At 68.5% G+C, this 22,126-nt stretch carries 20 protein-coding genes, 2 tRNA genes and 2 pseudogenes; 15 read left to right on the plus strand and 9 right to left on the minus strand.

The window, feature by feature from the left end:
* The 5 genes and pseudogenes from ACIDOCELLA78_RS95445 to ACIDOCELLA78_RS95465 all read left to right on the plus strand — a co-directional run.
* On the plus strand, nucleotides 1-372 hold a 372-nt coding region (locus ACIDOCELLA78_RS95445; protein WP_249676713.1), incomplete at its 5' end, for a DUF192 domain-containing protein.
* Between the two features lie 77 nt (nucleotides 373-449).
* A tRNA-OTHER gene (locus ACIDOCELLA78_RS95450) sits at nucleotides 450-522 on the plus strand.
* Nucleotides 523-588: 66 nt separating this feature from the next.
* Nucleotides 589-860: pseudogene (locus tag ACIDOCELLA78_RS95455) on the plus strand (NADH dehydrogenase ubiquinone Fe-S protein 4).
* Between the two features lie 77 nt (nucleotides 861-937).
* A tRNA-Arg gene (locus tag ACIDOCELLA78_RS95460) sits at nucleotides 938-1,014 on the plus strand.
* Nucleotides 1,015-1,256: 242 nt separating this feature from the next.
* Entirely contained in the window at nucleotides 1,257-1,580 is a 324-nt protein-coding gene (locus ACIDOCELLA78_RS95465) for a hypothetical protein (RefSeq protein ID WP_201729715.1), read from the plus strand.
* 51 nt (nucleotides 1,581-1,631) lie between these two features.
* Here the strand turns inward: ACIDOCELLA78_RS95465 and ACIDOCELLA78_RS95470 are convergent, their stop codons facing one another.
* Nucleotides 1,632-2,957: an MFS transporter gene (locus tag ACIDOCELLA78_RS95470; protein ID WP_201729716.1), complete on the minus strand. Its 1,326-nt coding sequence runs from the start codon at nucleotides 2,955-2,957 to the stop codon at nucleotides 1,632-1,634.
* Nucleotides 2,958-3,211: 254 nt separating this feature from the next.
* Between ACIDOCELLA78_RS95470 and ACIDOCELLA78_RS95475 the strand changes: the two genes are divergently transcribed.
* From ACIDOCELLA78_RS95475 to ACIDOCELLA78_RS95495, 5 genes are read left to right on the plus strand one after another with little or no spacing between them, the layout of a single operon-like run.
* The gene (locus ACIDOCELLA78_RS95475; RefSeq protein ID WP_201729729.1) at nucleotides 3,212-4,387 is read left to right on the plus strand and encodes an acyl-CoA dehydrogenase family protein; all 1,176 of its coding nucleotides are present in this window, start codon (nucleotides 3,212-3,214) and stop codon (nucleotides 4,385-4,387) included.
* Nucleotides 4,387-5,532 carry a CaiB/BaiF CoA-transferase family protein gene (locus ACIDOCELLA78_RS95480; protein ID WP_307850957.1) on the plus strand — a complete coding sequence of 382 codons (1,146 nt, stop codon included), beginning with the start codon at nucleotides 4,387-4,389 and terminating at the stop codon, nucleotides 5,530-5,532. The genes ACIDOCELLA78_RS95475 and ACIDOCELLA78_RS95480 overlap by 1 nt, the downstream gene beginning before the upstream one ends.
* Nucleotides 5,532-6,377 (plus strand): MaoC family dehydratase N-terminal domain-containing protein, encoded by an 846-nt coding sequence (locus tag ACIDOCELLA78_RS95485; protein ID WP_201729730.1) that lies wholly within the window; start codon nucleotides 5,532-5,534, stop codon nucleotides 6,375-6,377. Before ACIDOCELLA78_RS95480 ends, ACIDOCELLA78_RS95485 begins: the two co-directional genes overlap by 1 nt.
* Nucleotides 6,374-7,195: a CoA ester lyase gene (locus ACIDOCELLA78_RS95490; RefSeq protein ID WP_201729718.1), complete on the plus strand. Its 822-nt coding sequence runs from the start codon at nucleotides 6,374-6,376 to the stop codon at nucleotides 7,193-7,195. Before ACIDOCELLA78_RS95485 ends, ACIDOCELLA78_RS95490 begins: the two co-directional genes overlap by 4 nt.
* The gene (locus ACIDOCELLA78_RS95495; protein WP_201729719.1) at nucleotides 7,192-8,583 is read left to right on the plus strand and encodes an MmgE/PrpD family protein; all 1,392 of its coding nucleotides are present in this window, start codon (nucleotides 7,192-7,194) and stop codon (nucleotides 8,581-8,583) included. Before ACIDOCELLA78_RS95490 ends, ACIDOCELLA78_RS95495 begins: the two co-directional genes overlap by 4 nt.
* 201 nt (nucleotides 8,584-8,784) lie before the next feature.
* Here ACIDOCELLA78_RS95495 and ACIDOCELLA78_RS95500 read toward each other — a convergent pair whose 3' ends face one another.
* The gene (locus ACIDOCELLA78_RS95500; RefSeq protein ID WP_201729720.1) at nucleotides 8,785-8,976 is read right to left on the minus strand and encodes a hypothetical protein; all 192 of its coding nucleotides are present in this window, start codon (nucleotides 8,974-8,976) and stop codon (nucleotides 8,785-8,787) included.
* Here ACIDOCELLA78_RS95500 and ACIDOCELLA78_RS95505 point away from each other — a divergent pair.
* Nucleotides 8,975-9,553 carry a DUF4142 domain-containing protein gene (locus ACIDOCELLA78_RS95505; protein WP_249676733.1) on the plus strand — a complete coding sequence of 193 codons (579 nt, stop codon included), beginning with the start codon at nucleotides 8,975-8,977 and terminating at the stop codon, nucleotides 9,551-9,553. The genes ACIDOCELLA78_RS95500 and ACIDOCELLA78_RS95505 overlap by 2 nt on opposite strands.
* Before the next feature lie 63 nt (nucleotides 9,554-9,616).
* On the opposite strand, the gene ACIDOCELLA78_RS95510 is transcribed toward ACIDOCELLA78_RS95505, so the two are convergent.
* The 4 genes from ACIDOCELLA78_RS95510 to ACIDOCELLA78_RS95525 all read right to left on the minus strand — a co-directional run bounded on the left by ACIDOCELLA78_RS95510 (nucleotide 9,617) and on the right by ACIDOCELLA78_RS95525 (nucleotide 14,152).
* Nucleotides 9,617-10,516: a transporter gene (locus ACIDOCELLA78_RS95510; RefSeq protein WP_201729721.1), complete on the minus strand. Its 900-nt coding sequence runs from the start codon at nucleotides 10,514-10,516 to the stop codon at nucleotides 9,617-9,619.
* A gap of 344 nt (nucleotides 10,517-10,860) precedes the next feature.
* Entirely contained in the window at nucleotides 10,861-12,336 is a 1,476-nt protein-coding gene (locus ACIDOCELLA78_RS95515; protein WP_201729722.1) for an ATP-binding cassette domain-containing protein, read from the minus strand.
* Nucleotides 12,333-13,253: a branched-chain amino acid ABC transporter permease gene (locus tag ACIDOCELLA78_RS95520; protein ID WP_201729723.1), complete on the minus strand. Its 921-nt coding sequence runs from the start codon at nucleotides 13,251-13,253 to the stop codon at nucleotides 12,333-12,335. Before ACIDOCELLA78_RS95520 ends, ACIDOCELLA78_RS95515 begins: the two co-directional genes overlap by 4 nt.
* Nucleotides 13,253-14,152, minus strand: a complete 900-nt coding sequence (locus ACIDOCELLA78_RS95525) for a branched-chain amino acid ABC transporter permease (protein ID WP_201729724.1) — start codon at nucleotides 14,150-14,152, stop codon at nucleotides 13,253-13,255. Before ACIDOCELLA78_RS95525 ends, ACIDOCELLA78_RS95520 begins: the two co-directional genes overlap by 1 nt.
* A 51-nt stretch (nucleotides 14,153-14,203) precedes the next feature.
* Between ACIDOCELLA78_RS95525 and ACIDOCELLA78_RS95530 the strand changes: the two genes are divergently transcribed.
* Nucleotides 14,204-15,298, plus strand: coding sequence for an IS630 family transposase (locus ACIDOCELLA78_RS95530; protein ID WP_201727840.1), 1,095 nt, complete (start codon nucleotides 14,204-14,206; stop codon nucleotides 15,296-15,298).
* A gap of 101 nt (nucleotides 15,299-15,399) precedes the next feature.
* Here ACIDOCELLA78_RS95530 and ACIDOCELLA78_RS95535 read toward each other — a convergent pair whose 3' ends face one another.
* Nucleotides 15,400-16,635: an ABC transporter substrate-binding protein gene (locus ACIDOCELLA78_RS95535; protein ID WP_201729725.1), complete on the minus strand. Its 1,236-nt coding sequence runs from the start codon at nucleotides 16,633-16,635 to the stop codon at nucleotides 15,400-15,402.
* Between the two features lie 262 nt (nucleotides 16,636-16,897).
* Between ACIDOCELLA78_RS95535 and ACIDOCELLA78_RS95540 the strand changes: the two genes are divergently transcribed.
* From ACIDOCELLA78_RS95540 to ACIDOCELLA78_RS95550, 3 genes are read left to right on the plus strand one after another with little or no spacing between them, the layout of a single operon-like run.
* Nucleotides 16,898-18,277, plus strand: coding sequence for a type II and III secretion system protein family protein (locus tag ACIDOCELLA78_RS95540; RefSeq protein ID WP_249676736.1), 1,380 nt, complete (start codon nucleotides 16,898-16,900; stop codon nucleotides 18,275-18,277).
* An 8-nt stretch (nucleotides 18,278-18,285) separates the two neighbouring features.
* Nucleotides 18,286-18,642, plus strand: coding sequence for a hypothetical protein (locus ACIDOCELLA78_RS95545; protein WP_201729726.1), 357 nt, complete (start codon nucleotides 18,286-18,288; stop codon nucleotides 18,640-18,642).
* Complete coding sequence (locus ACIDOCELLA78_RS95550; RefSeq protein ID WP_201729727.1) at nucleotides 18,639-19,427, plus strand: tetratricopeptide repeat protein; 789 nt, start codon at nucleotides 18,639-18,641, stop codon at nucleotides 19,425-19,427. The genes ACIDOCELLA78_RS95545 and ACIDOCELLA78_RS95550 overlap by 4 nt, the downstream gene beginning before the upstream one ends.
* Before the next feature lie 187 nt (nucleotides 19,428-19,614).
* On the opposite strand, the gene ACIDOCELLA78_RS95555 is transcribed toward ACIDOCELLA78_RS95550, so the two are convergent.
* Both ACIDOCELLA78_RS95555 and moaA read right to left on the minus strand, forming a co-directional pair.
* Nucleotides 19,615-20,724, minus strand: coding sequence for a diguanylate cyclase (locus ACIDOCELLA78_RS95555; protein WP_201729728.1), 1,110 nt, complete (start codon nucleotides 20,722-20,724; stop codon nucleotides 19,615-19,617).
* A 305-nt stretch (nucleotides 20,725-21,029) separates the two neighbouring features.
* Nucleotides 21,030-22,011, minus strand: a pseudogene (gene moaA, locus ACIDOCELLA78_RS95560) (GTP 3',8-cyclase MoaA).
* Nucleotides 22,012-22,126 lie beyond the last annotated feature (115 nt).

The following is a 22,126-nucleotide window of genomic DNA, read 5'->3' on the forward strand; positions in this document are numbered from 1 at the left end:
CCGCAGGCGAAGCTGCCGACCGAGACGATCACCATCGTCAACCAGCATGGCAAGCGGTTCGTCTTCAAGGTGGAGCGAGCGCTGATGCCGAAGCAGCAGGAAATCGGGCTGATGTTTCGCAAGAGCGTCGCCGCCGATGGGGGGATGATCTTTCCGTGGAACCCGCCGCAGGTCTCGGAGATGTGGATGAAGAACACGCTGGTGCCGCTGGACATGGTGTTCGTCGGGCCGCACGGGACGATAAGGCACATTGCCAACGAGACGGTGCCGCAGAGCCTGCGGATCATTTCCAGCCATGTGAGGTGGCGGCGACGATCGAGTTGCAGGGCGGGATCACCGCGAAGGACGATATCGATGTGGGCGACAAGGTGATCGGGCCGCAATTCGGGGATGGCAAGTGAGGCGCTTGCCTCGCACCTCGCAGGCGCTGTAGGTAGCGATCGTCCGAGCGGGGCGTGGCGCAGCCTGGTAGCGCGCTTGTTTGGGTACAAGAGGCCCCCGGTTCGAATCCGGGCGCCCCGAGACGGACGGATGGGGAGACATTTCACGATGAACCGCGCCAGAATCTATCTGCCGCCGAAAAGCGCCATGCAGTCCGGCTGGGCGAAGACGAGGGAGTGGGTGCTGGAATTCGAACCGGCGATGGCCAAGCGGATCGACCCGCTGATGGGCTGGACGGCAGCGGCGACATGCTGGCGAGCGAGGTGCGGCTGAAATTCGCGACCCGCGAGGAGGCCATCGCCTATGCCGAGACGCATGGCATCGCCTTCGACCTCGAAATCCCGACCGAGCGGCACCGCCGGCCCAAGGCCTATGCCGACAATTTCCGCCCCGACCGGCGGGCGAACTGGACGCACTGATCCGCCCTGCCCGCCCCCGGCGCCGATGCGCGGGCTCTGGCAATCGGCGGCGAATTCGGCGATTGTCGGTGCCGGACGGCCCTGTAGCTCAACTGGATAGAGCACCCGCCTTCTAAGCGGGTGGTTGCGTGTTCGAGTCACGCCAGGGTCGCCATTTTCTCCCCGCCAATTTTTCATCCCCGCGCCGGGCGCGAATCGGCAGCGGCGTGGCGCCGCTTGTCATGAAAACTGGATTCCGGACGGCTTGCCCCGCCGCACCATGCACCCGGGAATGGAACCATCAGGACAAGGCTGCACGGTCAGGTTTTGTTTTTAAAAATATTGCTAATTCATAATATTTTGGTTGACAGAAAAGTGAATAACAATTTAATTCGCCTCATACAGGAGGACTATTTTATGGCAAAGACAATCTTATTGAAAAATCCTGCAACGGGAGTAACAAAAAAGGGATTTTATGGATTTAGCTGGACAACACTGTTCTTTGGTGGATTTCCGGCTTTATTTCGTGGCGACTACATGATCGGGCTGATATTTATTGTCCTGAACATCTTCACGGTCGGAGTGGCCGGATTCATCTTCGCCTTCTCGTATAACCGGCGCTACACGACCAAGCTGCTGGAAGAAGGCTACCAGTTCGCCGGCGCGCCGGCCGAGACTACCGCGGCGGCGGCGAAGCTCGGGGTCGACCTCCCGGCGACGGCCGCGCCCCAGGCCGCCTGAGGCGGAACGCCCTGCCGGCCGGTGCCGGCAGGGCAAGCTTCCTCTCGCGCCTCAGTCGGGGAGTTTGTGGCCCCTGGTTTCCGGCATGAACGGAGCGACGACGAGGCCGAGCAGGTAGATCACCGAGAAATCCATCGCCACATGCGCGAGCCCGCCCAGCGCGCCGATCAGCTGGCCCGCCAGCAGCGGGCCGAGAAAGGCGATGAAGCGCGAGGCGTTGAACACGAAGGCCGAGGCGGTGCCGCGCACATTGGTGGCGAACAGCTCCGGCAGGTAGATCGCGTACCAGGCGAAGGCGCCGAGCGTCCAGAACCCGTTCAGCAGCGACGCCGCCAGCAGCGCCGGCAGCGAATGCGACCAGAGATAGACCGCGGGCGTCATCACCAGCCCGCCGGCGAAGAGGAAGACGAGATAGAGCCGCCTGCCCATCCAGTCCGCGAGGAAGCCGGAGGCGAGATAGCCGAGGATCGCGCCGGCGGTGTAGACGAGGCCGGCGACACTCGCCCAGTAGGGCCCGCTCATTCCGTGATGGGCGGCAAAACCGCCGACGAAGCCCGGAATCCAGGTGGCGATGCCCCACCAGCCCATCGTGGTGCCGACCGACATCAGGCAGGCGAGCAGGGTGCGGCGGCGGCCCTCGGCATCGGCGAAGAGCTGGAACAGGGTGAAGGGCCGGCTCTGGCTGCGCGCGGCGGCGGCGCGCTCGGTCACCGCCCAGCGCTTCTCGCGCATCGCTTGCAGCCAGCTCGCCGATTCATCGATGCGGCGGCGCAGGATCAGCACCAGGAAGCCGGGCAGCACGCCGACCAGGAACATCACCCGCCAGGCTTCCGGCCCGAGGGGGCGGACGAAATACCACACTGCGGCGGCGAGGAAGGCGCCGAAGCCGAAGCCCGATTGCAGGAACCCCGCCCCTTTCGGCCGCGCCTCGTTCGGCCAGGTTTCGGCCAGCAGGGCGTTGCCGGTGCTCCACTCGCTGCCGAGGAACAGGCCGGTGAGGAAGCGGAACGCCACCAGCATGGCGACCGAGGTGCTGAAGGCGGTGAGGCCGGTGAAGACGCTGTAGCCCACCACCGAGATCAGCAGCATCCGCTTGCGGCCGATATAGTCGGCGACGATGCCGCCGATCGTGCCGCCGGCGGCCCAGCCGAGCAGGGTGATGGCGATGGCGAGACCGGCCGCCTGGTGCAGGTGGCCGCGCTCGGAGGCGGGCAGCAGCGCGATCATCGCCGGGCCGATCACGGTGATCAGCGCGTAGGTTTCATAGCCATCGAAGACCCAGCCGAAAAAGGCCGCGGTCAGGATGCGCCAGTGCGACGGCGTGAGCCGCGCGGCCCACGGCAGCGATGCGTCAGCACCGGTGGTTGAATGTGCCATTTGGAAGTCCTCCCTGCGGCGAGCAGACCGAAAATCGGCAGCCTCGTCAACATGCTGAGGGCCTGTTTTGAAAGTGAAACGGCGAGCCGCCCCTTGCCGGCCCGGCCGGGCCATCGCAGGATGATATGGCTGCCAGCGAAACGATGCCGGTTCATCAGGGCGACGCGGTGGCGTACGCTGGCGCCGCAGACAACACGCCGGGCAAGACCGGCGGGCAGGGCCGCAACGCCGGCGCGGCGCGAGGAGGAGAGAGAATGGACGGTTTCGCCGAGACCCACCCGGATGATGCCTATGCGGCGATCCGCACCGAGATCCGCAAGCTGTGCGCCGGGTTTCCGGGCGAATACTGGCGCCGGCTCGACGAGGAAGGCGCCTATCCGGAGGCGTTCGTGGCCGCACTCGCCCGCGATGGCTGGCTCGCGGCGCTGATTCCGGAGGAGTATGGCGGATCGGGCCTGCCGCTTTCGGGGGCGGCGGCGATTCTGGAGGAGATCCAGCGCAGCGGCTGCAACGGCGCCGCCTGCCATGCGCAGATGTATATCATGGGCACGCTGCTGCGGCATGGCAGCGCGGCGCAGAAGGCGGCCTATCTGCCGCAGATCGCCAGCGGGGCGCTGCGGTTGCAGGCGTTCGGCGTGACCGAGCCGGGCAGCGGCACCGACACCACCGCGCTGAAGACCACGGCGCGGCGCGAGGGCGGGCACTACGTGGTCAACGGGCAGAAGATCTGGACCTCGCGGGCGGAGCATTCGGACCTGATGCTGCTGCTCGCCCGCACCACGCCGCGCGAGGCGGTGGCGAAGAAGACCGAGGGGCTTTCGGTGTTCCTGATCGACATGCGCGAGGCGCGCGGCAACGGCCTTACCATCCGCCCGATCCGCACGATGATGAACCATGCGACGACGGAGGTGTTTTTCGACGACCTGCGGATTCCGGCGGACACGCTGGTCGGCGAGGAGGGCAAGGGGTTTCGCTATATCCTGTCGGGGATGAACGCGGAGCGCATCCTGATCGCGGCGGAGTGCATCGGCGACGCCAGGTGGTTCACCGCGAAATCGGTTTCCTATGCGAAGGAGCGCGAAGTGTTCGGCCGGCCGATCGGGCAGAACCAGGGCATCCAGTTCCCGATCGCGCGGGCCTATGCGCGGCTGCGGGCGGCGGAGCTGATGGTGCGCGAGGCGGCGGCGCGCTACGAGGCCGGGCAGAATTGCGGGGCGGAGGCCAACATGGCGAAGATGCTGGCGGCGGAAGCCTCGTGGGAGGCGGCGGAAGCCTGCATCCAGACCCATGGCGGGTTCGGCTTCGCCGCCGAATACGACATCGAGCGCAAGTTCCGCGAGACGCGGCTTTATCAGGTGGCGCCGATCTCGACCAATCTCGTGCTGGCGTATCTGGCCGAGCACGTGCTCGGCATGCCGAGGTCGTATTGATGCGCGCGCCGCTGGCGGGGCTGACGGTCGTCGCCGTCGAGCAGGCGGTGGCGGCGCCCTATTGCACGGCGCGGCTCGCCGATGCGGGGGCGCGGGTGATCAAGATCGAGCGGCCGGAGGGCGATTTCGCCCGCTTCTATGACGACGCGCTCAAGGCGGGGTCGAGCTACTTCGTCTGGCTCAACCGGGGCAAGGAATCGGTCGTGCTCGACCTGGCCACACCGGACGGACGGGCGCGGCTGGCCGCACTGATCGGGACGGCGGATATCCTGGTGCAGAACCTCAAGCCCGGGGCGATGGCGCGGATGGGGCTCGGCATCGAGACGCTGCGCGCCGCCCATCCGCGGCTGATCTGCTGCTCGATCTCGGGCTATGGCGAGAGCGGGCCGCTGGCCGGGCGCAAGGCCTATGACCTGCTGATCCAGGCGGAATCGGGGCTCGCCTCGATCACCGGCGGGCCGGGCGAGCCGGCGCGGGTGGGGATTTCGATCGTGGATATCGCGACCGGCGCGGCCGGGCACGCGGCGATCCTGGAGGCGCTGATCGCGCGCGGGCAGAGCGGGCAAGGCGCGGATATCCGGATTTCGATGTTCGACGTGATCGCCGACTGGCTGGCGGTGCCGCTGCTCAACGCCGAGGCCGGGCGGCCGCCGCGGCGCGTCGGCCTCGCGCATCCCTCGGTCGCGCCCTATGGCGTGTTCGCCGCGGCGGATGGCGACGCGGTGCTGATCTCGATCCAGAGCGAGCGGGAGTGGCGGACGCTGTGCCGCGACATCCTGGAGCGGCCGGAGCTGGTGGAGGATGCGCGGTTTTCCAGCAATGTCGCGCGGGTGAACCACCGGGCGGAGACCGATGCGGCGGTGGCCGAAGCCTTCGCCCGCCTGCCGGGCGCGGCGCTGGCCGAGAGGCTCGACCGCGCGGACCTCGCCTTCGCGCGGATGAACGACATGGCGGCACTTTCGGCGCATCCGCATCTGCGCCGGATCACGGTGGAGACCGAAGCGGGACCGGCGGCGATTCCGGCGCCGCCGGCGATCGTGGCCGGGGTGACGCGGGACTATGGACGGGTGCCGGCACTCGGCGAGCATACCGAAGCGGTGCTCGCCGGGCTGGACGCGGCTTGCGGCACGGAGGGCCGGGCGTGATGGAACAGATTGACGAGGCGATGCTGCGGCAGTGGATCGGGCGGCGGGAAAGTGCCGAGGATGTGCTCGCGCCGCGGCTGGTGCGGGAGTTGCGCGCGACGCTCGATCTTGGTGACGAGATGCCGGCGCCGGGCGAGATCGCGCCGCTCGCGGTGCATTGGTGCCTGTCGCCGCCGACGGTGGTGGGCGCGCGGCTCGGCGCCGACGGGCACCCGGCGCGCGGCGGCTTCCTGCCGCCGGTTCCCCTGCCCCGGCGGATGTGGGCGGGCGGCGGGCTCGAATTCCATGACGCGCTGCTTGTGGGCGACACGGTGCGGCGGGAGTCGGAGATCGGCGATGTCGTCGTCAAGCAGGGGCGGAGCGGAACGCTGTGTTTCGTGACGGTGCGGCACACGCTGTCGACCGCGCGGGGCAAGGCGCTGAGCGAGCGGCACGACATCGTCTATCGCGATCTCGATGCCGGGCCCGGCGCGGCGCGGCCGGCGGCGCGAGAGGAGGCCGCGGCGGCGGAATGGCGGCGGGAGATGACGGCGAGCCCGACCCTGCTGTTCCGCTATTCGGCGGTGACGTTCAACGGCCATCGCATCCATTACGACCGCAGCTATGTCACCGGGGTCGAGGGGTATCCGGGGCTGATCGTGCACGGCCCGTTGCAGGCGACCTGGCTGTTGCAGTTCGCCGAGGAGATCGGCGGACGGCGGCCGGCGAGCTTCAGTTTTCGCGGGGTGCGGCCGCTGTTCGATTTCGAGGTGTTCGCGCTGTGCGCGCGGCGCGAGGGGGATGGGTTCGCGCTCTGGGTCGAGACCAATGACGGCAAGCGGACGATGGAGGCACGGGCGGCATGAGCGGGTTCGCGGCCATCGCGCCGCTGTTCGTGCCGGCGGACCGGCCGGAGCGCTATGCCAAGGCGGCGGCGAGCGGCGCCGATGCGGTGATCGTCGACCTTGAGGACGCGGTGGCGCCGGCGCGCAAGGCGATGGCGCGCGACGCGCTGGCGGGCGGGCTGGCGACGCTGCCGGCCGGGGTCGCGGCCTTCGTGCGGGTGAATGCGGCGGGAACGCCGTGGCACGCGGACGATCTTGCCGCGATCGCGACGCTGCGGGTGGCCGGGATCGTGCTGGCGAAGGCGGAGAGCGCGGCGCAGGCCGAGAGCGCCGCGATGGGGCGCGGGGTGATCGCGCTGGTCGAATCGGCGCGCGGGATGGCGAATGCGCGCGAGATCGGGGCTTCGCCTTCGGTGCGGCGGCTGGCCTTCGGCAGCATCGACTATGCCGCCGATCTGGGGGCGGCGCATCTGCGCGAGGTGCTGCTGCCGGCGCGCGCCGAGCTGGTGCTGGCATCGCGCCTGGCCGGGCTGGCGGCGCCGCTCGACGGGGTGACGGCGGCGCTGGACGACGCGGCGCTGATCGAGGCGGATTCGCGCCATGCGGCGTCGCTCGGCTTCGGCGGCAAGCTTTGCATCCATCCAAGGCAGATCGGCCCGGCGCGGGCCGGTTTCGCGCCGGCGGCGGCGGAGATCGACTGGGCGCGGCAGATCCTCGCCGCCGGGGATGAGGGAGCGGTCGCGGTTGGCGGGACGATGGTGGACGCGCCGGTGCGGCTGCGGGCGCGGCAGATTCTCGCCCGCGCCGGCATGATGACGGGACAGGACGGGACGACATGAGCAACGGCACGAACATCACCACGGAGCTGGCGCGCTTCGCCTCGGGGCTCGTCATGGCCGACCTGCCGGCGGCGGTTTCACGGCGGATCGGGCTGCTGGCGCTCGATGCGGTGGGCAACGCGGTGCGGGCGCGGCAGGCGGCGGAGAGCACGAAGGCGCTGATCGGCGCGGTGCGGGCGATGGGCATGGGCGATGGCGGGGCGCCGGTTTTCGCCGATCCGGCCGGCTATGCCGCGGCGGGGGCGACGCTGATCAACTGCGCGCTGGTGCATTCGCTGGATTTCGACGACACCCATGCGGCGGCGATCGTGCATCCCGGCGCGCCGGTGATTCCCGCTGCCCTCGGGGCGGCGGCGATGAGCGGGGCGGATGGGGCGACGGTGATCGCGGCGATCGCGGCGGGGTATGAGGTGGCGCTGCGGCTCGCCCTGGCGCTGCCGGCCGGGGCGCATTACGAGCGCGGCTTCCACCCGAGTGCGACCTGCGGCAGTTTCGGCGCGATGGCGGCGGTGGCGCGGGTGTTCGGGCTGAGCCCGGCGGAGATGGCGTCAGGCTTCGGCATCGTGCTCAGCCAGACCGCGGGCAGCTTGCAGTTTCTCGCCAACGGGGCGTGGACCAAGCGCTTCCAGGTGGGCTGGGCGGGCATGGCGGGAATGGCCGCCGCCTGCCTCGCGCGGGAGGGGTTCAAGGGCGCGCAGGCGCCGATCGAGGGGCGGCACGGGTTTCTCAACGCCTATAGCCCGGCGCCGGAGCCAGGGCGGGTGCTGGCCGGGCTCGGCGCCGAGTGGGAGCTGATGCGGACCGGGGTGAAACCCTATCCCTCGTGCCGCTGGGGCCATGCCGGGATCGACGCGGCGATCGCGCTGCGGGCGGAGCTTGGGCTCGGGGCGGAGGAGATCGAGGCGGTGACGCTCGGGATTTCGCGCGCCGGGATGCTGCTGATCGGCGAGCCGGCTTCGCGCAAGGCGCGGCCGGAAAACATCGTCGATGCGCAGTTCAGCGGGCCCTTCGTGATCGCCACGGCGCTGGCCACCGGCCGGATGGACTGGGCGAGCTATGACCGGCTCGACGACCCGGACATCCGCGCGCTGATGGCGCGGGTGCGCTGCGAGAACGACCCCGACATCGAGGCCGAGTTTCCGCGGAACATGTCCGGCAAGCTGACGGTGCGGGCGCGGGGGCAGGTTTTCGTGCGGCGCGTGGTGGTGCCGCGGGGCGAGCCGGAGACGTTTCCCGACGAGGCGGCGTTCCGCGCCAAGTTCGACGGGCTGACGCGGCAGGTGCTGGGGGCCGCGCAGGCGGAGCGCCTGGCCGACGCGGTGCTGGGCCTCGACGGGATGGACGCGGTGACGCCGATCTTCGCACTGAGCGTGCCCTCTTCGCGCTGAGCGTGCCTGGGGCGCGGGCGGCGCCGCGCCAGCGTGAACAAAACGGGATTTTCTTAATAACCGGTATATGGTTCTGGATAATTCCAAGAACAGATAAAAATCCCGTAATTTGAAACACATCTTTCGGCAAGAAAATGGCCCCGGACATGTCCGGGGCCAGTTGGAATTCATCGAGATGAACTCATGGGAGGAGATGAGGCGTCATACAACCAAATCCGGCTGCAACTCGTCATCGTTACAACCATAGGTTATTTTTTCGCCTAACGCAAGAAAAAGCGGGACGAGACAAAAGCGGCGCGGCGGTTGAACCAGATCAATGACGGCGGCGGCGGCGGGGGGGACGATGGCCGGGCGCGGCGAAGGTGCCGGCGCGCCACGGAGGATCACGATCATGCCCACTGCCATGCAAGCTGCCATCTCCCCTGCCCCGAACGCCCACCGCGCGCGGCTGCGCGACGCCGCGGCGCTGGCGGCCGTGCTCGCCCTTGGCGCCTGCGCCACCACCGCGCAGGCGCCGCTGGGCGCGGCGCTGGGGCCGACCGACCTCGCTTTCGTCACCTCCGCGTCGCAACTGGTGAATTTCGACCTCGACGCCTGTTCGTTCGTGCGGCGCGGGCCGATCGAGCCGGGGGCGCGGGCGGCGGTGGAGCAGGTTTGCGCCGATGCCGCCACCTATGCGCCGCGCCTGGAGGCGGTGGCGGCGCGCGAGGGGGTGAGGCTGCCGACCGCCCTGCCCTTCGACCTCAAGGAAAAACTCGTCTCGCTCAACTACCACCCCGAGCCGAACCTGACCGTCGAGTTCCTGCGCGACGAGATCGGCAGCCATGAGAGCGCCATCGCGGTGTTTCAGGGCGAGCTGCGCGAGGGGCGCAACGCGGCGTTCCGGCAGACCGCGCGCGACGCGCTGCCGGTGCTGGAGCGCAATCTCGCGATGCTGCGCGCCGCCCTGCCGGCGGGCGCGGCGGAATGACAAACGCCCGGACGGCAGGACCGTCCGGGCGCCCGCATCAGGCGGGATGAGAGGGATGGGCGATCAGAACACCTTGCCGATCTGGGCGAGGAAGATGATGTCGTTGCGCGCGCCGCCGCGGGCCTGCACGTCGGTCGCGAGCTGGGCCTGGCCGAAGATGGTGGGCGAGAGGAACGAGCCGGCGACCACGCCGATACGGGTGAAGTTGGTGCGGTTGCCGGTGTCGCTCGTGCCGGCCGCATCGACCAGCGACACTTTGCCGCCGAAGGTCTTCTCGAAGCTCAGGCCGATATAGCCGGCCGTCTGCGGGTGGAAATAATACGGCGCGTAGACGATGAGTTGGCCGACCGGGTCGGTTTTCAGATGCACGCCGGAGGAGACGTTGGTGTCGCCATAGACGTAGCCATCGGCCCAGACTTGCAGGTCGAGCCGCCGCCCCTTGGCCTGGCCGAAGATTTTGTGGGTGAAGCCGATTTCGAGATTGTTCACCCAGTTGTTGGTGCTGGCGTTCAGCGCGATGGCGGGGTTGTAGGACCCGGAGGGCGGGCTGACGAAATAGGCGAGGACCGCGGTTTCATCCTCGGCGGGATTGTTGACCGGGTAGATGAAGGCGGAGAGCTGCGGCTCGGCGAAGCCGCCCTGATGCGAGAGGTTCGCGCCGCCGACGCGCTGGTTGCCGAGGAAGGAGACATAGGGGGCGATGACCTGCATGCCCCAGGCCATGCCATCGATCGGGCTGAAGGTGTGGACGAGGCGCAGGATCGGCACGTCGGTCTGAATCCGGGTGTTGCCGAGCTTGGTGCCGTGCTGGGTGTAGAACGAGGTCGCCGAGGCGAACTGGTTGTAGAGCATGGCGACGCTGATATTGGGCGGCGGCGACGGGGCGTCGTATGGCAGCGGGCCGCCGGCCTGGGCCGGCTGGGTCATCGCCGTGGCGAGCATCGCCGATGCCGAAAGCCGCACCGGCGATGCTCGCCACGGCGCGGGAGAATTTGGGGCTCGTTTGAGCGGTCATGGACGGTCTCCTTGTTGGGTGGTCGCGTTTTTTTTTGGTCTTGTGGGGCGCGCCCCGATCCGGAAGGAACGGAACGCGACCGGTTGGATGGCCGATCGGGGCAACTTACCCGATCGGGTGAGGATCATCCGAAGGGATGATATCGTGGTGCCATTCGTGACGATGAATGACAATCGGATTACGTGCGACCGGGGTATTTTCCTTATCGTTTACGTTATATTGTGACGTACAGGTCACACTCAGGCTAGACGGGTATTGGTTAACATTTGATCAATGGGCGGCGGAGCCGGCGTTACAGGTAGCCGGTTCCCGCCTCCGCGGCGAAGCGAGTGGGCGTGCCGTTCCAGATGATCCGGCCGTGCTCGATGACATAGACGCGATCGGCGTGCGGCAGGGCGAAGGTGACGTTCTGTTCGCCGAGCAGCACGGTGATGTCGGTCGTTTCGCGCAGGCGGGACAGCGCCTCGGAGAGCTGGCCGAGGATGACCGGGGCGAGGCCGAGCGTCGGCTCGTCGAGAATGAGCAGGCGCGGCTTGAGCATCAGCGAGCGGGCGATGGCGAGCATCTGCTGCTCGCCGCCCGAGAGGGTACGCGATTCCTGGGTGCCGCGCACGCGCAGGATGGGGAACAGCTCGTGCAGCCAGTCGAGCCGGGAGGCGCGCTCGCCGGGGGCGAGGCGCTGGCCGGCGAGTTCGAGATTTTCGGCGACCGAGAGGCGGCCGAACAGCTCGCGGGTTTCCGGGCACTGGACGATGCCGGCGCGGGCGATTGCCGCCGCCGATTCGCCGCCGCGCCGCGCGCCGTCCCAGCTGATCGCGCCGCGGAACGGGACGAGGCCGGAAATCGCGTTGAACAGCGAGGTCTTGCCGGCGCCGTTGAGGCCGACGATGGAGACGAACTCGCCCTCGTGCACGGTGAGGGAGACGTTCTCCAGCGCCTGCGCCTTGCCGTAGAAGACGCTGACATCCTCGGCGTGGAGCAGCACCTTGTGGGCGGCGATCTCGGCTTCGGGGCGCTCGTGGGTCTCGATGCCGCCGCCGAGATAGACGCGGCGGACGGTTTCGTCCTGCATCACCTGTTCGGAGGAGCCCTCGGCGATCTTTTCGCCGAGATAGAGGGCGAGCACGCGGTCCGCCAGGGAGGCGATGCTCTTGACGTTGTGGTCGACCAGCATGACGGCGCGGCCCTGGTCGCGGAAGCGGCGGATCAGGGCGGAGAAATCGTGCACCTCGGCGCTGGTCAGGCCGGCGAAGGGTTCGTCGACCAGCACCACGCTCGGGTCGCGGGCGATGGCCTTGGCGAGTTCCATCCGCCGCAGGTCGGCGAAGGGGAGTGTGGCCGGCAGGCGGTCGAGCACCTCGCCGAGGCCGCATTCCTCGCCGATCCGCCGCGCCGTCTCGATCGCGCCCGGCGGCGGGCGGAGGCGGCTCAGACTGTCGGGCAGCAGGCCGAGCAGGATGTTTTCCAGCACGGTTTGCAGCCGCAGCGGGCGGGAGTGCTGGAAGACGATGCCGACCCCGGCGCGGGCGATGTCGTAGGTCGGGCGGCCGGCGATGTCCTGCCCGTCGAGCAGGATCTGCCCGGCGGTGGGGCGGACGACGCCCATGATCATCTGCATGACCGTGGACTTGCCGGAGCCGTTGGGGCCGATCAGGCCGAGGATTTCGCCGGGATAGAGGTTGAAGTCGAGCGACTTCACGGCGATGAGGCCGCCGAAGCGCTTGTGCAGCCCGCTGACGGCGAGGCGCGGGGTGGTGGTGGTGTTCATGCGCCCCTCCGGTGCGGCAGCAGGCCGAGCAGACCATCCGGGAACAGCACGATCACCACCAGCGCGATCAGGGCGACGACGAAGGTGGAGAGCTGGCCGATCGGGCGGAGGAGTTCGCCGGCGACGATGAGGAAGACCGAGCCGATGGCGCCGCCGATGATGGTGCGCCGGCCGCCGAGCACGGCGGCGATGATCACGCGCACGCCGATCGAGATGTCGACCACGGCGCTGACCGAGGCGGTGCCGAGATAGAAGACGAGGAAGGCGCCGGCGAGGCCGGAGAACAGGGCGGAGACGGCGAAGGCGAGGATCTTGTGGCGGGTTGCGTTGAAGCCGAGCGCGGCTGCGGCCACCTGGTCCTGCCCGGCGGCCTGGAGGATCATTCCCAGCGAGGAGCGGGAGATGAGGAACAGGATCAGGCCGCTGACCAGCATGAAGCCGAGCGCGTATTCGTAGTTCGCCGCACTGCTGATCGAGAGCACGTCCGGCACGGAGAGGCCGATTTCGCCGCCGGTGACGCCGGCGAAGATGACGATGGCCTGTTGGAGCAGCAGCACCGAGACCAGGGTGATCAGGCCGAGATAGGGGCCGGAGAGGCGCAGCGCCGGGATGGCGAGGGCAACACCGCCGGCGACCGCGGCGATGGCGCCGACGGCGATGGCGAGCGGCACCGGCAGGCCGAGCAGTGCGTTGGACATGCCCGCGCCATAGGCGCCGAGGCCGATCAGGAAGGTCGGGCCGAAATTGACCTCGCCGGCATAGCCGAACAGCAGGTCCCACGACATCGCGAAGACCGCGAAGTAGAAGGCGGTGGTCAGCACGCCGAGGATGTAGCCGTTGGCGCCAAGCGGGAAGAGGGCGAGGACGACGAGGAAGACCGCGAGCGCGGCCAGGCGGGATTTCGGGATGCTCGACATCAGCGCCGCCCCAGCAGCCCTTGCGGCCGCATGTAGATCACCACGACGAGGAGGATGAGGGCCGGCACCTCGCGCAGCGAGGGCGAGACCAGATAGGCGGTGAGGGTTTCGATATAGCCGACGATATAGGCCGCGATGAGCGTGCCGGAGACCGAGCCGAGGCCGCCCAGCACGACGATGGTGAAGGCGCTGCCGGTCAGGCCGGGCACATAGTCGGACCCGGAGCCGAGGAAGCTGCCGAGCAGCACGCCGGCGATGCCCGCGAGCAGGCCGTAGATGATCCAGACGAAGAGGTAGATCCGGTCGAGCTCGAAGCCGAGCAGGGTGAGCGCGCGCGGGTTGATCGAGGCGGCGAGCAGGCGGCGGCCGACCTGGGTGCGGTTGACCAGCAGCCAGAGCGCGCCCATCACCGCCCAGGCGACGGCGGCGATGAAGATCTCGTTGATCGGGGTGCGGACGCCGAGGATGGACACCGTGCCGGCGATCAGCGGCTGCACCGTGATCGGGCTGTTGGTGAAGGCGTAGGACAGGGCTTCCTGGATCATCACGCCCCAGAGCAGGGTTGCCGTCAGCACGAACAGCTCGCGCTCGTGGGCGGGCACGGCGCGGGAATTCTCGATCGGGCGGACGATGCCGCCATAGGTGACGAGGGCCGCGACGAGGCAGACGGCGAGGCCGGCGAGCGCGCCGACATAGGGGCCGGTGCCGAGCGAGGTGTCGAGATACCAGGCGATCATCGCGGCGATGACCATCAGGCCGCCATGCGCGAGGTTGAGGACGCCGGAGACACCGAAGATGAGCGTGAAGCCCAGCGCGCCGAGCGCGTAGAGTGTGCTGATCGCGAAACCGTCGATCAGGATCTGGATCGCTAGTGTGCCGTCTCTGAAATATCTAGCCATAAGCCCCTAAAGGTGATTCTGTGATCGCTGAAGATCTCGGAGGGTGTCAGGATGGCGTGGGGACAGGCGGTTCGGATCGAGTTGAGTGACGAGGAGCGCATTGAACTTCAGACGCGCATCCGACGGCGCAAAATCGCTCGCGGGGACGCAATGCGCGCCGAGATTATACTGCTGGCCGCCGACGGCATGAGCAATCTCGGGATCGCCGAGAAACTCCGGATCACGCGGGTAACGGTGGCGACCTGGCGGACGCGGTTTGCCGCGAAGCGTCTGGATGGCCTGCTCGACGAACCTCGCCCCGGCGCGCCGCGCAAGATCGGCGATGACAAGATTGCCGAGGTGATAACGACGACGCTGGAGAAGCTGCCCGCGGCGGCGACGCACTGGAGCACTCGGTCGATGGCGCGGGCGTCCGGACTGGCACCATCGACCGTGCACCGCATCTGGCGGGCCTTCTCTCTGCAGCCTCATCGAAGCGAGACATTCAAGCTTTCGACCGATCCGCTGTTCATCGAGAAGGTGCGCGACATTGTTGGGCTCTACTTGAACCCGCCCGACCGTGCGGTGGTGCTCTGCGTCGACGAGAAGACACAGGTGCAGGCGCTCGACCGCTCCCAGCCGATCTTGCCGCTGCGTCCCGGGCAAGCCGAGCGTCGCACCCACGACTACAAGCGGCACGGCACGACATCGTTGTTCGCCGCACTTGACGTCAAGATCGGAACGATCATCGGCAAGTGCATGCCACGCCACCGTGCCGCAGACTTCCGCCGCTTCCTGGACATGGTTGAGAAGAATGTCCCCGCTGATCTCGACGTGCACGTGGTGATGGACAACGCGTCGAGCCACAAGACCAAGCTGATCCGCGACTGGTTCGCCAAACGGCCCCGCTGGCATGTGCACTTCACCCCCACCTCGGCGTCTTGGATCAATCAGGTCGAACGCTTCTTCGGCATGCTCACCGATGACCAGATCCGCCGCGGCGCGCACCGCTCCGTCCGAGAACTGGAGGCGGCGATCACCGCCTATATCGACGCCCGCAACGCCGACCCTAAGCCATTCCGCTGGGTCAAGTCAGCCGACGAAATCCTCGCCGCCGTCCAACGCTTCTGCCAGCGCACCAACGCCATCCACGATCACTCTGCATAGGAACTTCGGAATCGGCACACTAGCAAGTCCTACCCTCCCAGGTCAGACGAGAACGCGGGCAGATCCCGCCGGCGGCAAGGCCGGCGGGACCGCGGGGCGGATCAGGACTTCGGGACGGGCACGAAGCCGGGGAACTTCGCCTTGGCGTTGGCGAGCTTCAGCGGCCAGATGCATTTCTGCTGGCCGGCCTGCCATTGCAGGGCGACGCCGGTGACATAGTCCGGGCCGTATTTCAGGGCGTGGGCGAACTTGCTCTTCGCACCCTGGAAGGCGATGTGGCCCTGGGTGCCGACCATGTTGGTCTGCTCCAGCGCGTGGACGATGGGCAGCGGCTTGGTCGATTTCGCGCGCTTCAGCGCATCGGCCAGGGCATAGACCGCGTCGTAGGTGGAGTAGGCCGAATAGGCCGGGGAGTAGCCGAATTTCTTCACGTAGGCGTCGGTGAAGGGGAGGGTTTTCGGCGTGATGGCGACGCCGGGGGCGGCGGTGCTGCCGGTGATCACGCCCTCGGTGGCACCGTTGGTCGCTTTCCAGAACACGTCGGAGCCGGCCTGGGCGTTGATCCCGGCGAGCGCCACCGGCACTTTCTGCTGCGCCCACTGCACCGTCGGCTGCACGCCGACATGAGCCCAGCCGGCGATGATCACGTTGGGCTTCAGCTGCTCGATCTTCTGGTAGATCGGGGTGAAGTCGGACGTGTTGGGCGCGAAGCGGATATTGTCGAGCACCTTCAGGCCGATCTTGGGCAGGCATTCATCGTAGCCGGCGTCGAGCGGCTTGGTCCAGGCGGCGTCCTCGCTCATCACCACGGCGGTCTTCATGTGGAACTGGTCGACCAGCGTGGCCTTCGAGGCGTCGCACACCGCGCGGGCGAGATAGGCGGCCGGCATGTAGGCGTGGAAGATGTATTGATGGGCCTTGAAGTCCTTGTGGACGTATTCGGACAGTTCGTTGGCGGCGGCGCCGGTGATCAGGTAGGGCTCGTGCAGGCGGGCGGCCCAGGGTTCGAGCGCCAGCGCGACCTCGCTGACGAAGGTGCCGATGATGGCGACGGCGTGGTCCTGCCGGACCATGCGCTGGAAGGAGCGGATGGCGTCGGTGGTGGAGAGGTGATCGTCCTCGATCACCAGCTTGATCGGCCGGCCGTCGATCCCGCCGGCGGCGTTGATCTGCTCGGCGGCGAGGGTGGCGCCGTTGGCGATCGCCTTGCCGGGAATGGTGCCGATTTCGGAGGTGATGCCGACGACGATCGGGTTTGCGGCCTGTGCCGCAACCGGCACCACCGCCATGGCCGCGCCGGCGAGGGCGGCGGCGAACGCTGTTTTCTTTCTGGACATTGGTAGCTCCCCTTATTCGCAGTTTTGAATTTGATTGGGCGGATCATGCCATAGGTTGCGCATTCGGCAAGGGGGTATCGCGCACAGGAAGGCGCTTTTCGGAATTCCCCGCGCGAAAACAACCATGGCAACCAAACGTTAATAGAACATCCGTAAATTTACCGACGACACATCTCACTCATGAGACTTGTCTCGTTCGAGGAAAATCGTCTTGGTTCCACCACCGGACAAAACGTTCCCGCCCGCCCCCGCGAGGCGGCGTGTGGCGATCAGGCTGCTGGCGGCGCTGCTCGCGCTCGGCGCCGGCACGGGGGCGGCCTCGGCCGCGCGGCCGGCACGGCACGCGCCGGCGGCGGCGCGCGGGCTGAGCATCGCCCAGGGCAGCGGACGGCTGGTGACGCTGCGGGGGACCGCGGCGAACGTGTTCGTCGCCGATCCGAAAGTGGTGTCGGTGCGGCCGGCCAGCGCGCATACGCTGTTCGTGTTCGGCACCGCGCCCGGCTTCACCACCATCGCGGTGACCGACTCGCGGGGGCGCGACGTGGCGACGTTCCGGGTTGCGGTGACGCCGGCCCCCTATGATGCGGCGGCGATTCGCGCGGGCGCCGCGCGGACCGCCCCGGGCGCGCGGATCACGGTGGGCAGCGAAGCGCATGGCGTGGTGGTGCGCGGCACGGTGGCGACGCCGGTGCAGGACTACCAGGTGATGCAGCGGGCGCATCTGATCGCCGGCAAGGGCGGGCGCGTGATCAACCAGACCGAGGTGCGGCTGCCGCAGCAGGTGGCGCTCAAGGTGCGGATCGCGCAGATGTCGCGCACGATCACGCAGCAGCTCGGGATCAACTGGCAGAGCGCGGGCAATGGCATTTCGGTGGGCAAGTTCCTGTTCGGCTTCAGCGCGCTCGACGTGCTGAACGGGTCGAGCCCGGCGACGCCGGCGGCGGGCAGCTACAATGCGGGGCTGTCGACCGGCGGCGGCGCGATCGACAGCATTCTCGACGCGCTGAACAGCGACAATCTCGCGCATATCCTGGCCGAGCCGACGCTGACCGCGCTGTCCGGGCAGAGCGCCAGCTTCATCGATGGCGGGTCGTTCCCGGTGCCGGTGCCGGGGCAGAACGGTCAGGTGACGGTGCAGTACAAGGATTTCGGCGTGCAGCTGAAATTCCGCCCCGTGGTGCTCGACGATGGCAGCATCATCCTGCATGTCGAGCCGACGGTGAGCGCGCCGACGACGCAGAACGCCTTCCAGATCGCGGTGGCGGGCACGTCGATCGTGGTGCCGTCGCTCTCCACCCAGTCCGCCTCGACCACGGTGGTGATCGGCAGCGGGCAGACCCTCGCCATCGCCGGGCTGCTCAGCAACAGCAGCAACCAGACCGACAAGTCGGTGCCGGGGCTCGGCGACATTCCGGTGCTCGGCGCCGCGTTCCGCGCCGACAGCTATGACCGGCAGGAGGAGGAACTCGTGATCCTCGTGACACCCTATCTCGTCAGGCCGGTGAACCAGGCGGGGCGGATGATGACGCCGGACCAGGGATGGTCGCCGGCGAACCAGATCCAGCGGGTCGTGCTCGGGCGCGACAATGGCGGCGGGCATGCGGTGGTGCTGCCGGGCCAGGCGGGGTTCATCCTGCGATGAGGGCGACGATGAAAGAGCGACGCGCTGCCATCCGGCCCGGCGCGAGCGCGCTGCTGCTGGCCGGATGCGCGCTGCTGCTGGCCGGCTGCGCCGGGGGCGACCCGTTCGCGCGGCCGGGAACATGGCGGGAGAACGGCGCGCCGATGCACAATATCGCGGTCGAACTCGTCAACCCGCATGATCTCGTCGCCGGGCGCGGCGACACCCGGCTGAGCGGGCCGATCGCGGAAACCGCGGTGGGCGGCGCGCTGAAGGCGCCGGCGGGCGGCGGCGGCGGCGGCGGCGCGAGCGCGGCACCGCTCGGCGGCGGCGGCGGCGGGGGCGGTATGGCGTCCTCGGGCGGCTTGTCGGGGATCACGCAATGACCGGCCGCATGGCGCGGGGGCTGCTGGGCGCGGCGCTCGGCATCGCCGCGGCCGCGCTCGGCGGCTGCGCCGGGCCGGCGCGGACCGGCGCCGCACGCCCCGCGCTCGGCGCCAACACGCTCAACGTGGCGGAGACGGCGCTGGCCGGCAACCGGCCGGATCTCGCGCTGCATGTCGCCGATGCGGTGCTGAAGCTCGACCCGGGCAATGCGCGGGCGCTTCTGGTGCATGGCGATGCCGCCTATCTGCTCGGCGACTGCCGGACGGCGACGCGCGATTACGCGGCGCTGCTGCACGCCGCGCCGCGCGACGCGCGGGCGGAGATCGGGCTCGGCCGCTGCGCCCTGCGCGGCGGCGCGCGGGGGGCGGTGACCGCGTTCCGGCGGGCGACGCGGGACGATCCGCGCAGCGCGGTGGCGTTCAACGATCTCGGCGTGGCGCTCGCCCAGCGCGGCGGCTTCGCCGAGGCGACGGCGGCATTCCGCCGGGCGCTGGCGCTGCGGCCGGGCTTCCGGGCGGCGCGGACCAATCTCGGCCTTGCCACGGCGCTGGGCGGCAATGCCGGCGCCGGCGCCGCGATCATCGCGCCGCTCGCGCAGGGCGGGCGGATTTCGGCGGCGGAACGGGCGGATTATGCCGCCGCCCTCGCCCTTGCCGGACGGCGCGCGGCGGCGCGGCATGTGCTCGACGCGGCGATGCCGGCGGCGGCGGCGGACGACATGGTGGCGCAGATGGCGCGGCTTGCGGCGCCGCCGGCGGCGGCGGCGAAGCGCGCGGTGAACTGACGCTTCCGCGGCGGGCTGGCGGGGGGCAGAGCATCATCCGATCAGATGGAGTCATCTGATCGGATAAAGATGCTCTACTTATCAATACCATAGAGACCATAGAGCACTAAATCCGATCCGGATGGATCGGAAAGTGCTATAGTGTCCACTTTCAATCTGAAATCCATCGGAGTTCAGATTCGGGACACTAGCCGGTGCCGAGGGCGAGCCGGCGGATTCGGGGCGTGCTGTCCTTGGCGCGGTAGAGCCGCATATCGGCCTGGCGCAGCAGATCATCCAGCGTGTTGCCGGGTTTCGCGCCGTCGATCCCGATGCTGACCGCGACGGCGAGACCGTGCGGGGTGAGGGTTTGCGCGAAGGCCTGGCGGATGCGGCTGGCGACGGCGGCGGCGGTTTCGGCCGTGCCGCCGTCGATCAGGATGGCGAATTCGTCGCCGCCCAGCCGGCCGACCACATCGGCGGCGCGCACGCTCTCAAGGCAGATTTTCCCAAGCTCGCGCAGCAGACGGTCGCCCTCGGCATGGCCGAGCGTGTCGTTGATGCGCTTGAACCCGTCGATGTCGAGCACCAGCAGCATGCAGGGCGAGACGCGCAGGCGGCGCTCGGCCTGGAGGGTGAAGCCGCGGCGGTTGAGGACGCCGGTGAGGAAATCGGTGTGGGCGGCGCTGTCGAGCAGGCGCTCGCGCAGCATCCGCACGAGGTGGCTGGCGCAGAGCGCATCGCAGAACACGAAGGCGATGCCCTCGCCCGCCGAGACGACGAGCCAGAACCGCAGCGCGGCGGGATCGCCATGCGCCAGCAGGGCGGCGGCGCGGACGAGGACGAAGACGCCATGCGCGACGAGCACGGCGGCGAGCGGGTAGCGCGCCGCCGCGGGGACCGCCATGCGCAGGATTTCGACCAGCAGCAGGACGAGCATCAGCAGGGTCAGCGGCGCCTGGGCGACGAGGTAGAGCCAGGGGGTGGCGGCGAAGGGGAGAACGGCCCCGGCGACCAGCCAGGCCAGGCCCGGGAGGAGTGCCAGCGGCACCGATCCGGACCGTCCGGCGAGGCGGCGCACGCCGAGCCACATCACGCCATAGGCCATCAGCAGGATGCCCGGCGCCAGCCCGTGGGCGAGGACGGGCGAGCCGAGGCGGCCGGCGACGAAGACACCGAGCCCGGCCGCGCCAATGAAATAGGCGCTACCCCACCATTTCAGCATCTCGGCGCCGCAGAGGAAGCCGGTGACGACAAGCAGAACGCCCGCCAGCGTGATTACACCGTCGAAGAACAGATAGATGTATGACAGATCCATTCGTCGGCGCCCGGAGACAATGATTTTGATTTTGACAAAAGATCACGACGGCCGCCCTTCGGCGCCCTGCGCGAAACAAGTATTCAGGCGATATATTATTATTGATATTTGTTCTCAATTATTGGTTAACCGTATCCAATACGTTTATCTTTGTCAAATATTGATTTGATGACGCCGCCCTGAAACGGGGATGGACCATGGCGCGCGCGGACGGGCCACGGGCCTGGATGTGGCCCATGTGGCGGGGGTCGGCCGGCGGGATGCGGCGGGAGCCGGCGGGTGCGTCAGGCTGAGGGTGGCGGCGCCTATCCGCCGGTCACGCTCATGTGGCGGGTGACGGCGGGGGCGCGGCCGGCGCGGTCGATCACGAAATCGTGCCCTTTCGGCTTCGGGCGATCGCATCGCGGATGGCCTGGCGCAGCACGGCGTCGTCGTCCGAGCCGCGCAGCACGGCGCGCAGATCCGCCGCGTCGTCCTGGCCGAGGCACATATAGAGCGTGCCGTGCAGGTGAGGCGCACGCGGTTGCAGCCCTCGCAGAAATTATGCGTGAGCGGGGTGATGAAGCCAAGCCGCGTGCCGGTTTCGGCGACGTCGAAATAGCGCGCCGGCCCGCCGGTGACGTAGTCGGTCGGCGTCAGCGTCCAGCGGGCGGCGAGGCGCTGGCGGACGGTGGAGAGCGCAGGTATTGATCGGTGCGGTCCTGGTCGACCTCGCCGAGCGGCATCGTCTCGATCAGGCAGAAATCGAAGCCGTGCGGCCGCACCATTCAAGCATGGCGTCGAACTCGTCCTCGTTCACGCCCTTGAGCGCCACCGCGTTGATCTTGACCCGCAGCCCCGCCGCCTTCGCCGCCATGACACCCTCGATCACCTGGGGCAGCCGCCCCAGCGGGTGATGGCCTGGAATTTTTCGGCATCGAGCGTGTCGATCGAGACGTTCACCCGCTTGACCCCGGCGGCGACCAGCTCATCGGCGAAGCGGCCGAGCTGGCTGCCATTGGTGGTCAGGGTCAGCTCGTCGAGTCCATGGCCAAGCCGCTGGCCGAGCCGGTTGACCAGCGCCATCACGCCGCGGCGGACCAGCGGCTCGCCGCCGGTCAGGCGCAGCTTGCGCACGCCGAGATCGACGAAGGCGCCGGCCAGACGCTCCAGCTCCTCCAGCGAGAGCAGGTCCGCCTTGGGCAGGAAGGTCATGTCTTCCGCCATGCAGTAGACGCAGCGGAAATCGCAGCGGTCGGTGACCGAGATGCGGAGATAGGTGATGGCGCGGCCGAACGGGTCGATCATGTGCGTCATGTTTACGCTCGCGCGACCAAAGGCAAGACCCGCGGCGGCGCAAACCGCCGGCGCGGCGGGCGCAGGGGCGAATTGCGGCATTTCCGCGCCGCGCGGCTTGACCGGG

Source organism: Acidocella sp. C78 (assembly GCF_907164655.1).

What these genes read in the sequence shown, in the direction of transcription:
- ACIDOCELLA78_RS95520 (WP_201729723.1), bottom strand. Translation starts at nt 13,253, where the DNA reads ATGTCGAGCATCCCGAAATCCCGCCTGGCCGCGCTCGCGGTCTTCCTC.
- ACIDOCELLA78_RS95525 (WP_201729724.1), bottom strand. Translation starts at nt 14,152, where the DNA reads ATGGCTAGATATTTCAGAGACGGCACACTAGCGATCCAGATCCTGATC.
- ACIDOCELLA78_RS95515 (WP_201729722.1), bottom strand. Translation starts at nt 12,336, where the DNA reads ATGAACACCACCACCACCCCGCGCCTCGCCGTCAGCGGGCTGCACAAG.
- ACIDOCELLA78_RS95485 (WP_201729730.1), top strand. Translation starts at nt 5,532, where the DNA reads ATGGAACAGATTGACGAGGCGATGCTGCGGCAGTGGATCGGGCGGCGG.
- ACIDOCELLA78_RS95505 (WP_249676733.1), top strand. Translation starts at nt 8,975, where the DNA reads ATGCCCACTGCCATGCAAGCTGCCATCTCCCCTGCCCCGAACGCCCAC.
- ACIDOCELLA78_RS95465 (WP_201729715.1), top strand. Translation starts at nt 1,257, where the DNA reads ATGGCAAAGACAATCTTATTGAAAAATCCTGCAACGGGAGTAACAAAA.
- ACIDOCELLA78_RS95490 (WP_201729718.1), top strand. Translation starts at nt 6,374, where the DNA reads ATGAGCGGGTTCGCGGCCATCGCGCCGCTGTTCGTGCCGGCGGACCGG.
- ACIDOCELLA78_RS95555 (WP_201729728.1), bottom strand. Translation starts at nt 20,724, where the DNA reads ATGGATCTGTCATACATCTATCTGTTCTTCGACGGTGTAATCACGCTG.
- ACIDOCELLA78_RS95530 (WP_201727840.1), top strand. Translation starts at nt 14,204, where the DNA reads ATGGCGTGGGGACAGGCGGTTCGGATCGAGTTGAGTGACGAGGAGCGC.
- ACIDOCELLA78_RS95470 (WP_201729716.1), bottom strand. Translation starts at nt 2,957, where the DNA reads ATGGCACATTCAACCACCGGTGCTGACGCATCGCTGCCGTGGGCCGCG.
- ACIDOCELLA78_RS95475 (WP_201729729.1), top strand. Translation starts at nt 3,212, where the DNA reads ATGGACGGTTTCGCCGAGACCCACCCGGATGATGCCTATGCGGCGATC.
- ACIDOCELLA78_RS95535 (WP_201729725.1), bottom strand. Translation starts at nt 16,635, where the DNA reads ATGTCCAGAAAGAAAACAGCGTTCGCCGCCGCCCTCGCCGGCGCGGCC.
- ACIDOCELLA78_RS95550 (WP_201729727.1), top strand. Translation starts at nt 18,639, where the DNA reads ATGACCGGCCGCATGGCGCGGGGGCTGCTGGGCGCGGCGCTCGGCATC.
- ACIDOCELLA78_RS95545 (WP_201729726.1), top strand. Translation starts at nt 18,286, where the DNA reads ATGAAAGAGCGACGCGCTGCCATCCGGCCCGGCGCGAGCGCGCTGCTG.
- ACIDOCELLA78_RS95495 (WP_201729719.1), top strand. Translation starts at nt 7,192, where the DNA reads ATGAGCAACGGCACGAACATCACCACGGAGCTGGCGCGCTTCGCCTCG.
- ACIDOCELLA78_RS95480 (WP_307850957.1), top strand. Translation starts at nt 4,387, where the DNA reads ATGCGCGCGCCGCTGGCGGGGCTGACGGTCGTCGCCGTCGAGCAGGCG.
- ACIDOCELLA78_RS95500 (WP_201729720.1), bottom strand. Translation starts at nt 8,976, where the DNA reads ATGATCGTGATCCTCCGTGGCGCGCCGGCACCTTCGCCGCGCCCGGCC.